This is a genomic window from Bacteroides sp. 1001136B_160425_E2, from assembly GCF_015559655.1.
Lineage (GTDB): Bacteria > Bacteroidota > Bacteroidia > Bacteroidales > Bacteroidaceae > Bacteroides > Bacteroides luhongzhouii.
This window is the reverse complement of the sequence record NZ_JADMQH010000016.1, coordinates 23,761-38,011: the sequence shown is the minus strand read 5'-3', so window position 1 is coordinate 38,011 and position 14,251 is coordinate 23,761. Positions and strand designations below refer to the sequence as shown.

Here is a 14,251-nt window from a genome sequence, read left to right as displayed (position 1 = left end):
TGTTCACCGCTCATTGCTTTTCGTTCGTTGTTTATTATCTATCTACCATGCGATTTCTGTTTTTCCATGTGCTTTCAGGTAATCGTTTGTACGGCTGAAATGTTTATTTCCGAAGAAGCCGTTGTAAGCTGAAAGAGGAGAAGGATGGGCGGAAGTGAGCACCAGATGTTTATTGCGGTCGATAAACGCTCCTTTCTTTTGAGCGTATGATCCCCATAAGATAAATACCAGGTTTTCTTTTTCTTCTGCCAGGGAACGGATTGCAGCATCGGTAAATGCTTCCCAGCCACGATTCTGATGTGAACCTGCCTGGTGGGCACGTACGGTCAGAGTTGCGTTGAGTAATAATACTCCTTGTTCTGCCCAGCGAGTCAGGTTTCCCGTGGTCGGAGCATCTGAACCGATGTCGGCTTTGATTTCTTTGAATATGTTCACTAATGAAGGGGGAAAAGGCACTCCATCGTTTACAGAGAAACAGAGACCATGTGCTTGTCCCGGTCCATGGTAAGGATCTTGTCCTATAATTACAACTTTCACTTTGTCGAAAGGACAAAGGTTGAAAGCATTGAAGATCAGTTTTCCCGGAGGGAAGATCTGATACTGGCTATATTCACTTTTGACGAAATCGGTCAGTGCGCGAAAATAGTCTTTGTCGAATTCGGGTTTTAAATGTGCTTTCCAGCTTTCTTCAATCTGTACGTTCATAGTTTGTTATATAAGGTGTATATCAAGTTCTTCACATTCTTTGCGCATATCTTCAGGCCAGATGCTGGCTTGTATTTCTCCGATGTGAGCTTTGCGAAGGTAGAACATACACAAGCGGGATTGTCCGATACCTCCTCCGATGGATAGTGGAAGGGTGTCATTCATCAATCGCTTGTGGAAATAGAGTTCCAGTCTTTTTTCTTCTTTTTCTTCTTTCAACTGAAGTTGCAAGGCTTCTTTGTCAACGCGGATTCCCATAGATGACAATTCGATGGAGCGTTGCAATACATTGTCCCACAGAAGGAGGTCACCGTTTAGTCCGGGCAAGTTGTTTAATCCTTTGCTCGTGTAGTCGTCATAGTCCGGTGCGCGTCCGTCGTGCTTCTTGCCGTCGCTAAGTTTGCAGCCTATCCCTATGATAAACACAGCCCCGTATTTCTGGCAGATGGCGTGTTCGCGGCATTTGGGTTCCAGATTCGGATAAAGTTGGCGTAATTCCTCTGAATGGATGAAATGTAGCTTTTGTGGCAGGCACGGCTTGATTTGCGGATACATTTCGTATACCATATATTCTGTACGGATCATAGCCGCGTAGATACGGTTGACGATCTCTTTCAAGAAGTTTACGTTCCGGTCTTCATTGGTGATGACACGTTCCCAGTCCCATTGGTCTACGTAGAGAGAATGCAGGTTGCCCAGTTCTTCGTCTGAACGGATTGCATTCATATCCGTATAAATACCATATCCGGGTTCGATATGATAGTCAGCTAAGGTTAACCTTTTCCATTTAGCCAATGAATGAACCACTTCGGCTTGTGCATCGCCCAGATCTTTAATAGGGAAAGAAACGGGGCGTTCTATTCCGTTCAAATCGTCATTGATACCCATTCCTTTCAATACGAAAAGGGGGGCAGTCACACGTCTAAGGCGTAGTTCGGATGACAAGTTTAATTGGAAGAACTCTTTTATTTGCTTGATTCCTAGCTCGGTCTGTTTGAGGTCGAGTAATGGCTTATAGTTCTTTGGTTTTATCAAGTAACTCATAGGTCTGTTAAATGTTAATTGTCGGCAAAGATAGGAATAAAATTGATATATGTAATGGATATTCTCTAAAAGATTGTCAATTTGATAAAGTAAATGCTCTAAAGCATTTCAAAATAACAGTGTTCTAACATGGGGAAGTACCTTAAGAACTATAAAAAAAGAAGAATCATTAGGAAGATGAGAAGATTTTTTATACTTTTGTCCTCGCATTTAGAAAGAATGGCCCCGTAGCTTAGTGAATAGAGCGTCAGATTCCGGTTCTGAAGGTCGTGCGTTTGAATCGCACCGGGGTCACAGATGAATCCCTTGATAATCAGTAGATTATTGAGGGATTCTTTTGTTTTAGTGCTAGTCTTTAGGTACTAAATTTAGGTTAAATATCCCCTTTTAAAGTATAGTTGTTGGTCTATTGTTGTTCCCAATAAACCAATGTAACATGTTGACTATCAAAGCTGAAGTCTTAAAATCTAAGCAAAAAGTTGATAAAACCTATAATGTAAAGATTAGGCTAACCTACAACAGAGAGGTTAAGAGGTTGGCTACTCATATCTTTGTAAGAGCAGAAGACCTGACTAAGGACTTCAAGTTAAAGAATCCAAAGTACATCAAGGAAGCTGACAGATTGGTCAGATACTATGAAGAGTTATGTATGGGGCTTCCATTGGAGGCTTCCAATTTAACCTTAAGTGATGTACTTGATTATATCCAGAAAGAGAAGGAAAAGAATACCCCTGTAGACTTTATTCAGTTCTGCAAAGACTGGTTGGCAGCTACAGAGGTCAAGGGTAAGAGAAATTATCAAACTGCCCTCAATGCCTTCATTGCCTTCTTAGGAAAGAACAAATTAAATACTAACCAAGTTACCAAGTTGTTAATGATGGAGTTCATGGAATACCTTCACAAGAAAAGGGCTAAACAAGTAGCAGAACTTCAGAAGAAAGGAAAGAGAATACCCTCTAACAGAATGGTATCACTGTACACTAGTAGCATCAGACATCTATTCAATGAAGCTAAGAAGAAGTACAATGATTATGACAGGAATCTCATTAGGATACCTAACTCACCTTTTGAGAACTTGGTGATACCAAAGCAGGAAGCAACTAGGAAGAGAGCATTATCAGCAGAGTTAATTAAGAAGATATGGGAGTTACCCTATATCATTAATGCTAATGGCAGGGAAAGGTTATGTCCTTTCAACCTTGCTAAGGATTGCTTTATCCTCTCTTTCTGTCTTATAGGGATGAACTCTGCTGACTTGTATAACTGTACTGAAATGGAAGATGGTTCAATTACCTATTACAGGACTAAGACTACAGACAGAAGACTTGATAAAGCTAAGATGAAAGTAGATGTTCTTCCTGTCTTACTACCTTTAATGAAGAAATATGAAGATTACACCCAGAAGAAGGTGTTCTGTTTCTATCATCTCTATTCTACTTTCAAGAACTTCAACAGAGCCATCAATCTTGGGTTAAAGCAAATTGGCAAAATACTGAAAGTGGATGATTTGGAGTACTATGCTGCAAGGCACTCATGGGCTACATTAGCTGTTAATAAAGTAGGTATAGATAAGTATACAGTTCATGCTGCATTGAATCATATTGATGAGGCTATGAAAGTCACTGACATCTATATTGAAAGAGACTTCAAGATAGAGAATGAAGCTAACAAGAAGGTGGTTGAGTATGTATTTGGTAGTTATAGTGAGCTGCCTAGTCCAGAAGTGAAGTAAGTTTAACATAAAAGAACCTCTGTAATTGATTGAATTATGGAGGCTCTTTAGTATATTTGTTCACTTACAATCTATATACTAACTACAAACTAAGTGAGACATGAGCATAGAAGATGAACTGGCAAAGGAAATAGCAGGACTTGATAGTAGCTTCATAGATGAGTTATACAATCTCCAGATTCCTGATGAGAAGACCAACCTGTCAGAAGTTATAACATTAGGCACTACTCCTGTATCAGAAGAGCACTCTAAAGAGGTTAAATCTTCCATAGTTGAAAATCAATTAGAAGAGACAGTATCTAATACTTATGGTGACTTACATGATGCACCTGTAGAGTACATTGAGATATTATCCTCTGGAAAAGTAGGAGAAACTAAAACCATACCTCAAGACACAGTAATAACTAGTTTGGATAACTTATTATTTGGCAGACCACCAGAAGTAATAAGAGAAGAAGTTGGTGACTCTTTCTGGAATCTGGCTAACTTCATAGATAAGATGCCTCATGGTATTGTAGACAAGAAGATACCAGGTATTGGAGCTACTACCCTTGAGATAAACTCAAAGAGAAATTCAATCATAGTCTTTCCTACTAAGGCTCTGGCTTATGGTAAACACTCAAAGCATCCTAATACATTATATGTAGGTAGTGAGATTAAAGGTGAAAAGGAAAAGGTAACTAATCAGCAGATTGAGGAATACTTGGCTAAAGATGGATACAAGAAATTTCTAGTAGTTGCAGACAGTCTAGGTAGGCTATTAGGTATCATAGGAAAAAACTATAAAGACTACTTCCTTATGATTGATGAGATTGATGCTCTCCAGACTGACAACAACTTTAGACCTCAACTGGAGAATGTGATTGACTACTACCTTATGTTCCCATTAAAGAACAGATGTATGGTAACAGCTACTATGAAGGAATTCAGCAATCCACACTTAAAGACTGAATGTAGATTTCCTATAACATGGCAATACAATACCCATAGAAATATAGACTTACTACATACAGACAATATCACACAGGCTGTCATAGAAAAGGTTATCTCTCATCCTAAAGAGAAGGTGTTCATTGCCTATAACTCCATACTCCAGATAAGAAACATTATATCATCACTAGATGAAGAAACCAGAAAGGAATGTGCTATCCTATGTAGTGAGGCATCCATAAAGGAAGCAGGAGAATATTTTGCACCTAAACTGGGAGACAATGATACCTTACCAGCTAGGATTAATTTTGCCACTTGTTGTTACTTCACTGGTATAGATATAGAGGATAGTTACCATCTAATCACTGTATCAGATGTAAGAAGAAGTCACTCAATGTTGACCTTAGATAGAATGACACAAATACATGGCAGATGCAGAAAGGATAATGGAGTATTAAGTGAAACTATCATATATAACACCTTAGGATATGTATCAGTAATGGAAAGTATGGAAAAGTACACTGCCACTCTATTAAACAAAGCCCAAAAGGTACTCAAAGTACTTGAATCAGCAGATACCATCTCACAAGGGGATTATACCTTGACTGATCTATTTGCAATAATCAAAGAAGCCATAAGAGAGAAAGCACAGGAGAGAATTGCAGGGAATGAGTTAATTAACTTGACTAGAAAGGATATATATGGAAAGAATGTACCTGCCTACTTCAATATAGATTACATCATTGAAAGAACCGACTTATATGCCTCATATTTTATGCCTGAAACACTGAAAGAAGTACTAAGTAAACAGGTTAAAATCATTAGCTACAACTCCCTGAACTATGATGTATCCCCAGAGCAAAACATCATAGAGAAAACCAATAAGGATGCACAGAATAAGTTGACAGATAGTTACATTCAAGAAGCCATAGATAACATCAAAGTATTATCAACCACAGGGCAGTTGAATGACAATACTTTGCACTTATACATTAGGCAAAGTAGAAGCGGGACAAAGATATTCTTAGAGAGATTCATTAAGCTCTACAAATATGTTGACCTTGATAGTTTGCTACATCAGCTATGGGAGATTAGAACAAGTAACAATATAGCTTACAAGAACCTCAATAATGCAGTTATGTATTGGACACTAGATGAAGAGCATCCTTTCAAGGTTGCAATAAGAAGAAGTTTCACCTTAAATAAGAGCTATTCAGCAAATGAGATACAAGAGATATTAGCTCCTATAGTCCAGTATCATCTACACAAGATACTGAAACCTAGAAAGTATGTAGCCTTATTGAAGAATATATATGCCACTGACAGGACATCTGGGAATAAGTACACCATCAGAGGAGAGAATCCAAGAAGTTTTAAAGAAAATACTGGCAGGATAGCTACCAAAGAGAATAATTTGTTAAAGTTATTTGTGTTATAGAAGGTTAATATGTAATCAGATAAATGATAAGAATATTGGTATTATAGACTTTATTTACTATATTTACAATTGATAATCAGATGGTTATAGGAGTGATACATCTCTAATATGACATTAGCTATCAACAGAAGCAACCTTAGGGTCAAATATCACCCTATGCTAATTACCTTTAATCCTTTATTACTGTAGGTAATTAGTATGGGGTGGATTTTGACCCCTATAAAATCAGAATTAATGACAACAGTTAAACAATTCACTATCATCCCCATTGAAGCTTGCAGGTACTTCAATCCAAAGCAGCTCTACCTATTAGCAGGTCTCTATATTAATGCCTATCCTCAAAGGGAAAGCAATTACATGACAACAAATACCACTATCAGTCAGTTGTCAGAGCTTACAGGAGTAAGTACAGATTATATCAAGGATTCCTTTATCCCCAGACTAAAGGAGCTAGAAGATAAAGGATATGGAGTAAAGACTATACAGCTACAAAAAGAGATTAGAAGGAATATCTACTATCTACCCAATCCTCCTAAGAATTTCAGGATTATATGGGCAGAGTTATTCAGTGACAGCTCTTTAAGTCCAGAAGAGAAAGGAGTTATGATAGGGTTATACTGCCTTTGTGTTAACAAAGAGTTCAGGATAGACTTATCAGACAAAGCCATTTATAGCCACTTGGATATGGCAAAGAACACATATAAAAAGTATAGAGACTTATTGATTGAGAAGAAAGTAATCTGGTCTTCTTATGATGTTCCAATGGCACTATCATGGACTGAACACATGGAAGCTAAAGTCCTTCTGTACCCTCACTTGGGTTACAATACTTGGATAGACAAAGTTATATCACATGCACCAGATGATGATGAAATCAAGCATTACCTTGATAGTATTAATGATGAATGAATGATACATACCCCAATATCCCCTGTTTTCCCACCAGAAGGCAGGGGATTGCTTTATATGTACATAACTAATATATAGCACTTCTTACTGTCACCTGATATAATATACCCTTAATATTTTTTATTTTTTTTCTTCAATTTGATCCCTACAAGTGTACTCTAAGTCACAAAGTCTCCCTCCCCTTACCTTAGAAGTGGGATAGTCCCCCTATGCATATTGGGGATTATTGGATTTACATTATAAGCTCATTACAGTTAGCTCATTACCCCACCATAGTAACTGAATCAACAGCAGCAGAATGGTCTGTCTGCACAACAATAAAATACAAGATTATGGAAAAGTTAAAGTTCTTAGAGACAGTGACAGTGAATGAGTTCAAGGCTCAAAAGGGAGTCAACAAGATTGAGGTAAAACAGAATCCTCATACAGGTAAGTGCTTCTTTGTTTATGGCTGTGAAACTGGTGCAGTAAGTGACAAGTTTCTCAATGGAGAGGTTACTAATCCTGTTATCTCTCAAGTATGTTCACCAGATACAGGTGACATGTTCTATATGCTGCACCAAAGAGGTGAAGGTGGAGCTATGACATTGGCAACTTTATGACGGGTCTCAATGTAGACCTCAAGGAGGCAAGTTTATTAGGACTTGCTTCCTTTTTTCTTTATAGACTGTGTATAACAATTAACCCTATTCAGATATGTTGAACTTAAGAGTTTCATCCAAGAAGCAGGCTAAGATTAAGCTTGCTTTACAAGGTTGTGCAGGTTCAGGTAAGACCTATTCTGCATTGCTTTTAGCTTATGGTTTATGTAATGACTGGACTAAGATAGCCATTATTGACAGTGAGAATGGAAGTGCTGACCTTTATGCTCACTTAGGTGCTTATAATGTATTAAGTCTAAGTGATAATTTTACACCTGAAACATACATGGAAGCCATTGGTATATGTGAAGGTGCAGGTATGGAAGTTATCATAATTGATAGCATCTCACAGTGTTGGGATAACTTGCTTGAATACCATGCAGGATTACAAGGAAACAGCTTCACTAATTGGCAGAAAGTGACACCCAGAATCAATGCTTTCATGCAGAAAATATTGCAGTCTGGAAGCCATGTAATATGCACTATGAGATGCAAACAGGACTATGTTTTAAGTGAGAAGAATGGCAAGATGATACCGGAGAAAGTAGGACTAAAAGCAGTCATGAGAGATGGTATAGATTATGAATTTACCATAGTCTTTGACATCAACATGAAGCACCAGACTATTGCATCTAAAGACAGGACAAACCTGTTCATAGGTAAGCCAGACTTTACCATTACACCCGCTACAGGTCAGATAATACTTGATTGGTGTAATGATGGTGTCAATTTGGAGATGATAAGGAGCAAGATTAACAGCAGTAAAACCATTGAAGAACTGACTGCCATCTATCATGCTTATCCAGAATGGTATCAGCAGTTAACATCAGAATTCATGCAGAAGAAAGCAGCACTTCAGGTACAAAAGAATCAACCAACTATTAACTATAACCCTAATTACATTAGATATGGAAACAATGCAGTTGCAGCCAGTCAGAGCTAATCTGATATACCCTAATAGAAATAAGGTAGATAATCCTTATATTCAAACAGTTGAGCCAATAGAAATCATCAACACAGGTATTATGTCAACAAATCCTGTAGAAGCTGAATCAATAAGCACCAGAGAAGGCAATAAGTTACCTTTTATTGAGGCTAATACAAAGGAAGTAACCATGCAATACCTCAAGGAGGAATGTATTACACCTGTGTTTTCTAAGGACAATGAGGTTACTATATCACACTCCAGTTTCATTGAAACTGTATGGGAAGCAGCTAATAAAGTGTTCTCCAATGAGAGAATAGAAGAACCTGCCATCAGGGTAAGCCATGTTATCAAAGGTAGGATACCGGAAGCTATTCATAAGCCAGTGAATCAATTACTGGAATCTGATAAAACCATCTACTTTGAGAGAATGATGTTCTGTTTTGAGATACCTACCATATATGAAGATATAGCAGGCAACAGGCTTAATCTGACTATTGGAGGAGTTAGGGCTTATAATCACATGAATCTGTACAGCAAGAAGAGTGCAGAGAAGTTCAAGGTGTTCATTGGCTTTAAAAATCTTGTATGTTGTAACATGTGTGTCTCAACAGATGGTTACAGGTCAGAATTAAAGGTTATGAGTACAACTGAACTATTCAATGCAGTGCTGAAACTGTTCCAAGAGTACAATATAGCCCAACACTTGTATTATATGTCAGCCTACAAGGATACTTATATGAGAGAATCTCAATTTGCCCAATTCTTAGGCAGGTGCAGATTATATCAGTTCTTACCTGTAGACCAAAAGAAGAAGTTACCACAGATGTTAATGACTGATACCCAGATAGGATTAGTTGCCAAAGCATATTACAATGATGATAACTTTAGCACCCTTTTGGACAGCAGGGAAATCAGCATGTGGAATGTGTACAACTTACTAACTGGAGCTAATAAAAGTAGCTACATTGACAACTTCTTGGACAGGTCACTTAATGCCACCCAATTGGCTGAAGGACTTAACAAGGCTTTATATGGTGAGAATGAATATAGTTGGTTCATTAATTAGTGTATCTTATGGACAGTATAATGAATGTAGCTGAGGTTCAATTGAGCTATAAAAGCAATGTCAAATCATCAACTAGATACAAGATAAATAGCTCACAGGATGCCTATGAACTATTGACAAAGTACTTCCCTGATGATACAATAGAATACAAGGAAAGCTTTAAAGTAGTACTACTTAATCAGTCTAACAGAGTATTGGGTATAGTACCAATTTCAGAAGGTGGAATATCTGCAACTTATGTAGATGTAAGATTGATATTACAAGCTGCCTTATTGGCTAATGCAACACAGGTAATATTGGCACATAATCACCCTTCTGGAAGCATGAAACCCAGCACTTTGGATGATGCTTTGACTGAAAAGGTCAAGAAGGCAGCAGAACTCATGGAGATTCATGTAGCAGATCATGTAATCTTAAGCCCAGAGAAGGAATACTACTCCTATTATGATGAAGGAAAGCTATAAATACTTAACCTTCTAAGGTCTACAACAACCTACCTTCTATTAAATCCATTTCCTCTACTGTTATTATACCATTATGATGGGAAATTTTGCAATCTCACTTTCTTACATATTATATATACATAATAAGTGATGCAGAATAGCAAATCAGTGGACAGTTTAATAGAGATTGACTGCCTCTTCTAATACAGGTTGAGGATATTTGATTACAGGGTGAAAAGAAGTGTTACTATAATTACTTAATCACTTGAGGTTCGGTGAAGTATGTAAACATGAACTACATTAGTAGTTGGTAGGTTAGACTAAATTAAATATTGATTGAATTATGTGTGAGATAATCTTGATTCTGGTAGGGTTTGTCCTCACCAGTATGATACTTAAGGATTAAGAGGTTATATGCCTCTTACTATGTGTTTTATTGTTGTTGATAGCCCTAGTTCTGTAATGGACTGGGGCTTTAACTAATGTATATATGACAGCATTGGATATGATATTACAGTGGCTAATATTGATAGTTACTGGTGCTCTATTTATCAGTTTGGCATACAGAAAGTGAATAATTAAGTCTACCTTTGCATTATAAGGATATAAGCCTACACCTATGGTACTAATCTGACTTGAAACCTATTAAATTATGGCAGTCAAATGATGAAGTATTACTGGAAAGTTCTATCTTTGCAACAGTATTAATTAAATGACAGCTAATGAAATAGAAGTTTAACAAGACATATTAGAAAAGAAGTGTTTGCTTCTTGCTTGATGTTATCAGAGAAATCGCCAATTTCAATTTGATATAACCATCAAAAGCAGGTTAGTGAATGCTCATACCTATATAGGTGTGGGCTTTCCTTGTTTGCATGGTTATAGGTGTTTGGCGATACCTTCTGATAAGCAATCAAGGTTAGGCTCACACCTTCTTTTTGTGGTATGGCTACAAAAGGAAAACAATATGATAATACTCTCTAAAACATTTCAACTCTTCTTCATCTCCTCTGATGGATATTTCAGAGGCAGGTATCTACCTACACCAGACTTAGGACTTCCAAACTCAAGTGAAGTTGTTAATGGTATACTCATAGCAATACCATTAATATTGATAGGATTTCTTATACTAAAGTCTTCCAATGAGAAGCTGGGTTGCTTAGGGTCAATAATGCTTATAGGAGGTATAATTTGTTTACTACCATTACTCGCTTGGATAGCCTCTATTGCTTCATCTTTATTATCTATAGGAATAATACTGGTAGTAGTACTGGCAGTAATATGTTTAATATACAACCTGATTAACAAAAAGAAAGAATGACGAAAAGTACATATTTAATATTGTTGGTTATATTAGTCTCTTCATGCCAAGTCAATTCCCAGAGACAAGATGAAGGAAATCAAAGTATTAGTAATCTTAAAGACATTGCCTATTATCAAGAAAGAGGTTATCAGATATTTCAAGAGTATGGTTTTGCCATTAAAGCTCCTTGTCTTCTAGAAGATGTATCACAGCAAGTTTCTGGAGAGTTTCTATTAAATTATGGAGGCATAACAGAGAAAGATAATCCAGATAAAATAACATTTTATCAATTAGCAGTAAATAGACTTCCTGTAGGATATAAAGATATACCAGCAGATAAATTAAAGAGTGCTATTGATAGCAAGATTAGAGATGCTATGAAACACTTAAAGAATTGCAAACCAATCTTATTTGGTTATGAGGAGTATCAAGGATATATAGGAGAATGTACTACTAAGGGATATAATCAAAGAGGACTTATGTTTTCTAAGGATAATTATATCATTTGTTTAACTGTTATATCCAATGATAATATTGAAGAGAAGTTCAATAGATTTACAAATTCTTTTAAAAGCATTAAAGATCATGTTACCCAAACTTCAAGTATAAACAATGGGACTATTAAAAGTGATGATAAATCCAAAGTAGACAATGTTCATTTAGGAAAACTATATTCTAATGAGTACTTCTCTATAAAGTACCCTACCACATGGCAGATAGTTCAGGATGACAACCAAGTAACTGGTAATACAACTGTCTCTGTTCAAATTATGGAGAAATTGAAGAATGACCATGACTTTAGACCTAATATCAACATCATTGTCTCCAAAAAGAAATGGAATGAACCTACCTCTTATTTAGCCCAGAATACAATAGCTCAAAATAAGCAAATAATGGACAGTTATCACCTACTAGAACAGAATGATGACATCTACATAAACAACTGTCAAGGAAGTGTGATAGACTACACCTTTAACATTCAAGGGTACAAGTTACATGGCATACAATACATAGTAAAAAAGAAGGATAACACAACCTTTATCATTACTGCAACAACAGATGCAGCAAGGCACAGTAAACAAAAGGTAATTGTAGAGACAATGATTAACTCACTTAAACTCAAGTAATATGAAACATTTTAAATTAGCTTTACTAGTAAACATACTATTGATGGTTACTATTTCATCTAGTGCTCAACTTGTAGGAAAGCATATCAGTGAATGTCCTGAATTCAATAAGTACTCTTACAAAGACACCATGACAGGAGGTATTAAGAGATATGAATGTTGGGAAAAAACTCATCCTTATTTCATAGGATTACAGACAATAAGTGTCCAAAGTAATATCATTCTACAGTATACTTTTGGTATAGAAGCAAAACATGCTATACCTCAATGCACGAAGTTTGTACAAGACAGTTATTATGAAGTACAGAATTCATTACGTGAAGGATGTATATCACATCAAACAAGAGAAAATGAAGACATTTATCAGATGCCTGATAACATAGAAGTTATATTGTACTACAATTATAAAGATGGAAAGAACTCATATACAATGTGCTCTACTTTAAAATAGTATGGAACACAATCTGTCGTTTTCTATAAGTAAGGTGCAGTTACCCCTAATTATAGTTGAGATAAAGGAAAAGTTCCTTTGCTTCATCTTGGATACTGGAAGCACCTGTAGTCTGATAGACAGTACTGTAGTAGAATATTTCAAGGATATAGTAGAACCAGTTGGTGACTATTATATCAGTGGAATAGAAGGAACTAAGCACAAGGTAGATATGATTACTCTACCTTTTAACTTTGAAGGTCAGGTTTATAAACCCAAATTCTGTGTAAAACCCTTACTGGATGCTTTTAAAGGCATTGAGGATGAAAGTGGAATACAGGTACAAGGACTACTAGGCACTGACTTTTTACTGGAGAACAAGTGGATTATTAACTTTGAGAAATTGGAGCTTATATATTAACAATCAACAAAACATTATGAAAAAAGTATTTTTAGTGTTAGCTGTAGTTCTACTATGTACAGGATGCAGCAAAAGTGATGAGAATGAATCATTAACAGGGTATCCAGAGATGTCTGCCCCTGATGATGTATGTACTGCTATGGATGATATAGAGTTTATGAAGTACTGCTATGAACACTTTGATGTAAACAAGGATGGCAAGGTATCACTTATTGAAGCCCAAGCTGTAACAGATATTAGCTTTAGAAATTCAATGAAAACTAATGATGACGCAACAATCAAAATCAAATCTCTAAAAGGAATACAATATTTCACAAATCTGACTACATTAGAATGTAATAGGTGTATTCTAAGATCACTAGATATCTCTTATAATGTGAAACTAACCTCGCTAGAATGTATAAACTGTGCTTTAACAGAACTGAATCTCTCTCAAAATAAAGCCTTAATTCATTTAGATTGTAGTAACAAAGTATTCTTTATAAATGGACAAGATATTGATACAGAGAGCCTAAATACAATTCAAGAATTAAATTTGTCAAACAATAGTAACTTACAACAGTTAAATTGTGATTGCTTAATATTTCTTACTAATCTCAATATATCCAATAATAAGAATTTAAAATTACTAAATTGCGCAGGTATCTCTCTTTCTGAATTAGATATAAAGGATTCAAACTTGGAAGAGTTAGACTGTAATGGCAGCAAACTAAAAACGTTGAAAATTACCAATAACGCCAAGTTAAGAAAAATAGACAGCAGCTATACAGAGCTCACCTGTTTAGATGTATGTAACACCCCTGAATTAGAAGAACTAGACTGTCAGCATGCCAAACTTACCAAATTGAGTATATCTAATGTTCCTAAATTAAAAAGACTAAATTGCGCAGGTATCTCTCTTTCTGAATTAGATATAAAGGATTCAAACTTGGAAGAGTTAGACTGTAATGGCAGCAAACTAAAAACGTTGAAAATTACCAATAACGCCAAGTTAAGAAAAATAGATAGCAGCTATACAGAGCTCACCTGTTTAGATGTATGTAACACCCCTGAATTAGAAGAACTAGACTGTCAGCATGCCAAACTTACCAAATTGAGTATATCTAATGTTCCTAAATTAAAAAGACTAAATTG

At 36.1% G+C, this 14,251-nt stretch carries 14 protein-coding genes and 1 tRNA gene; 13 read left to right on the top strand and 2 right to left on the bottom strand.

Going from position 1 to position 14,251, the window contains the following annotated elements; translation table 11 throughout:
* Positions 1 to 42: 42 nt before the first annotated feature.
* Together ung and asnA are read right to left on the bottom strand one after the other, a co-directional pair.
* Complete coding sequence (ung, locus tag I2I04_RS16355; protein WP_195471144.1) at positions 43 to 705, bottom strand: uracil-DNA glycosylase; 663 nt, start codon at positions 703 to 705, stop codon at positions 43 to 45.
* A gap of 6 nt (positions 706 to 711) precedes the next feature.
* Positions 712 to 1,749, bottom strand: coding sequence for an aspartate--ammonia ligase (asnA, locus tag I2I04_RS16350; RefSeq protein WP_143257793.1), 1,038 nt, complete (start codon positions 1,747 to 1,749; stop codon positions 712 to 714).
* 221 nt (positions 1,750 to 1,970) lie between these two features.
* Between asnA and I2I04_RS16345 the strand changes: the two genes are divergently transcribed.
* From I2I04_RS16345 to I2I04_RS16285, 13 genes are all read left to right on the top strand, one after another.
* Positions 1,971 to 2,043 (top strand) — tRNA-Arg (locus tag I2I04_RS16345).
* 142 nt (positions 2,044 to 2,185) lie between these two features.
* On the top strand, positions 2,186 to 3,481 hold the full coding sequence (locus I2I04_RS16340; protein ID WP_195655461.1) for a phage integrase SAM-like domain-containing protein: 1,296 nt from the start codon (positions 2,186 to 2,188) through the stop codon (positions 3,479 to 3,481).
* Positions 3,482 to 3,581: 100 nt separating this feature from the next.
* Positions 3,582 to 5,849 (top strand): DEAD/DEAH box helicase, encoded by a 2,268-nt coding sequence (locus I2I04_RS16335; protein WP_195655460.1) that lies wholly within the window; start codon positions 3,582 to 3,584, stop codon positions 5,847 to 5,849.
* Between the two features lie 234 nt (positions 5,850 to 6,083).
* Positions 6,084 to 6,758 carry a hypothetical protein gene (locus tag I2I04_RS16330; RefSeq protein WP_195655459.1) on the top strand — a complete coding sequence of 225 codons (675 nt, stop codon included), beginning with the start codon at positions 6,084 to 6,086 and terminating at the stop codon, positions 6,756 to 6,758.
* A 332-nt stretch (positions 6,759 to 7,090) separates the two neighbouring features.
* Positions 7,091 to 7,360 carry a hypothetical protein gene (locus I2I04_RS16325; protein ID WP_032847126.1) on the top strand — a complete coding sequence of 90 codons (270 nt, stop codon included), beginning with the start codon at positions 7,091 to 7,093 and terminating at the stop codon, positions 7,358 to 7,360.
* Positions 7,361 to 7,454: 94 nt separating this feature from the next.
* Positions 7,455 to 8,342, top strand: a complete 888-nt coding sequence (locus tag I2I04_RS16320) for an AAA family ATPase (RefSeq protein ID WP_195655458.1) — start codon at positions 7,455 to 7,457, stop codon at positions 8,340 to 8,342.
* Positions 8,308 to 9,393 (top strand): DUF3871 family protein, encoded by a 1,086-nt coding sequence (locus tag I2I04_RS16315; protein ID WP_195655457.1) that lies wholly within the window; start codon positions 8,308 to 8,310, stop codon positions 9,391 to 9,393. The genes I2I04_RS16320 and I2I04_RS16315 overlap by 35 nt, the downstream gene beginning before the upstream one ends.
* A gap of 8 nt (positions 9,394 to 9,401) precedes the next feature.
* Positions 9,402 to 9,857: a JAB domain-containing protein gene (locus I2I04_RS16310; protein WP_195655456.1), complete on the top strand. Its 456-nt coding sequence runs from the start codon at positions 9,402 to 9,404 to the stop codon at positions 9,855 to 9,857.
* A gap of 946 nt (positions 9,858 to 10,803) precedes the next feature.
* The gene (locus tag I2I04_RS16305) at positions 10,804 to 11,157 is read left to right on the top strand and encodes a hypothetical protein (RefSeq protein WP_195655455.1); all 354 of its coding nucleotides are present in this window, start codon (positions 10,804 to 10,806) and stop codon (positions 11,155 to 11,157) included.
* Entirely contained in the window at positions 11,154 to 12,266 is a 1,113-nt protein-coding gene (locus I2I04_RS16300) for a DcrB-related protein (RefSeq protein ID WP_195655454.1), read from the top strand. The genes I2I04_RS16305 and I2I04_RS16300 overlap by 4 nt, the downstream gene beginning before the upstream one ends.
* A 1-nt stretch (position 12,267) precedes the next feature.
* The gene (locus I2I04_RS16295; RefSeq protein WP_195655453.1) at positions 12,268 to 12,717 is read left to right on the top strand and encodes a hypothetical protein; all 450 of its coding nucleotides are present in this window, start codon (positions 12,268 to 12,270) and stop codon (positions 12,715 to 12,717) included.
* A 1-nt stretch (position 12,718) separates the two neighbouring features.
* Positions 12,719 to 13,117 (top strand): retroviral-like aspartic protease, encoded by a 399-nt coding sequence (locus I2I04_RS16290; protein WP_195655452.1) that lies wholly within the window; start codon positions 12,719 to 12,721, stop codon positions 13,115 to 13,117.
* A gap of 16 nt (positions 13,118 to 13,133) precedes the next feature.
* A partial coding sequence (locus I2I04_RS16285) for a leucine-rich repeat domain-containing protein (protein WP_410489783.1) occupies positions 13,134 to 14,251 on the top strand: 1,118 nt, incomplete at its 3' end.

Bases quoted from the DNA above. Each gene is read 5' to 3' on its own strand.
- ung (WP_195471144.1), bottom strand. From the start codon at position 705: ATGAACGTACAGATTGAAGAAAGCTGGAAAGCACATTTAAAACCCGAA.
- asnA (WP_143257793.1), bottom strand. From the start codon at position 1,749: ATGAGTTACTTGATAAAACCAAAGAACTATAAGCCATTACTCGACCTC.
- I2I04_RS16340 (WP_195655461.1), top strand. From the start codon at position 2,186: ATGTTGACTATCAAAGCTGAAGTCTTAAAATCTAAGCAAAAAGTTGAT.
- I2I04_RS16335 (WP_195655460.1), top strand. From the start codon at position 3,582: ATGAGCATAGAAGATGAACTGGCAAAGGAAATAGCAGGACTTGATAGT.
- I2I04_RS16330 (WP_195655459.1), top strand. From the start codon at position 6,084: ATGACAACAGTTAAACAATTCACTATCATCCCCATTGAAGCTTGCAGG.
- I2I04_RS16325 (WP_032847126.1), top strand. From the start codon at position 7,091: ATGGAAAAGTTAAAGTTCTTAGAGACAGTGACAGTGAATGAGTTCAAG.
- I2I04_RS16320 (WP_195655458.1), top strand. From the start codon at position 7,455: ATGTTGAACTTAAGAGTTTCATCCAAGAAGCAGGCTAAGATTAAGCTT.
- I2I04_RS16315 (WP_195655457.1), top strand. From the start codon at position 8,308: ATGGAAACAATGCAGTTGCAGCCAGTCAGAGCTAATCTGATATACCCT.
- I2I04_RS16310 (WP_195655456.1), top strand. From the start codon at position 9,402: ATGGACAGTATAATGAATGTAGCTGAGGTTCAATTGAGCTATAAAAGC.
- I2I04_RS16305 (WP_195655455.1), top strand. From the start codon at position 10,804: ATGATAATACTCTCTAAAACATTTCAACTCTTCTTCATCTCCTCTGAT.
- I2I04_RS16300 (WP_195655454.1), top strand. From the start codon at position 11,154: ATGACGAAAAGTACATATTTAATATTGTTGGTTATATTAGTCTCTTCA.
- I2I04_RS16295 (WP_195655453.1), top strand. From the start codon at position 12,268: ATGAAACATTTTAAATTAGCTTTACTAGTAAACATACTATTGATGGTT.
- I2I04_RS16290 (WP_195655452.1), top strand. From the start codon at position 12,719: ATGGAACACAATCTGTCGTTTTCTATAAGTAAGGTGCAGTTACCCCTA.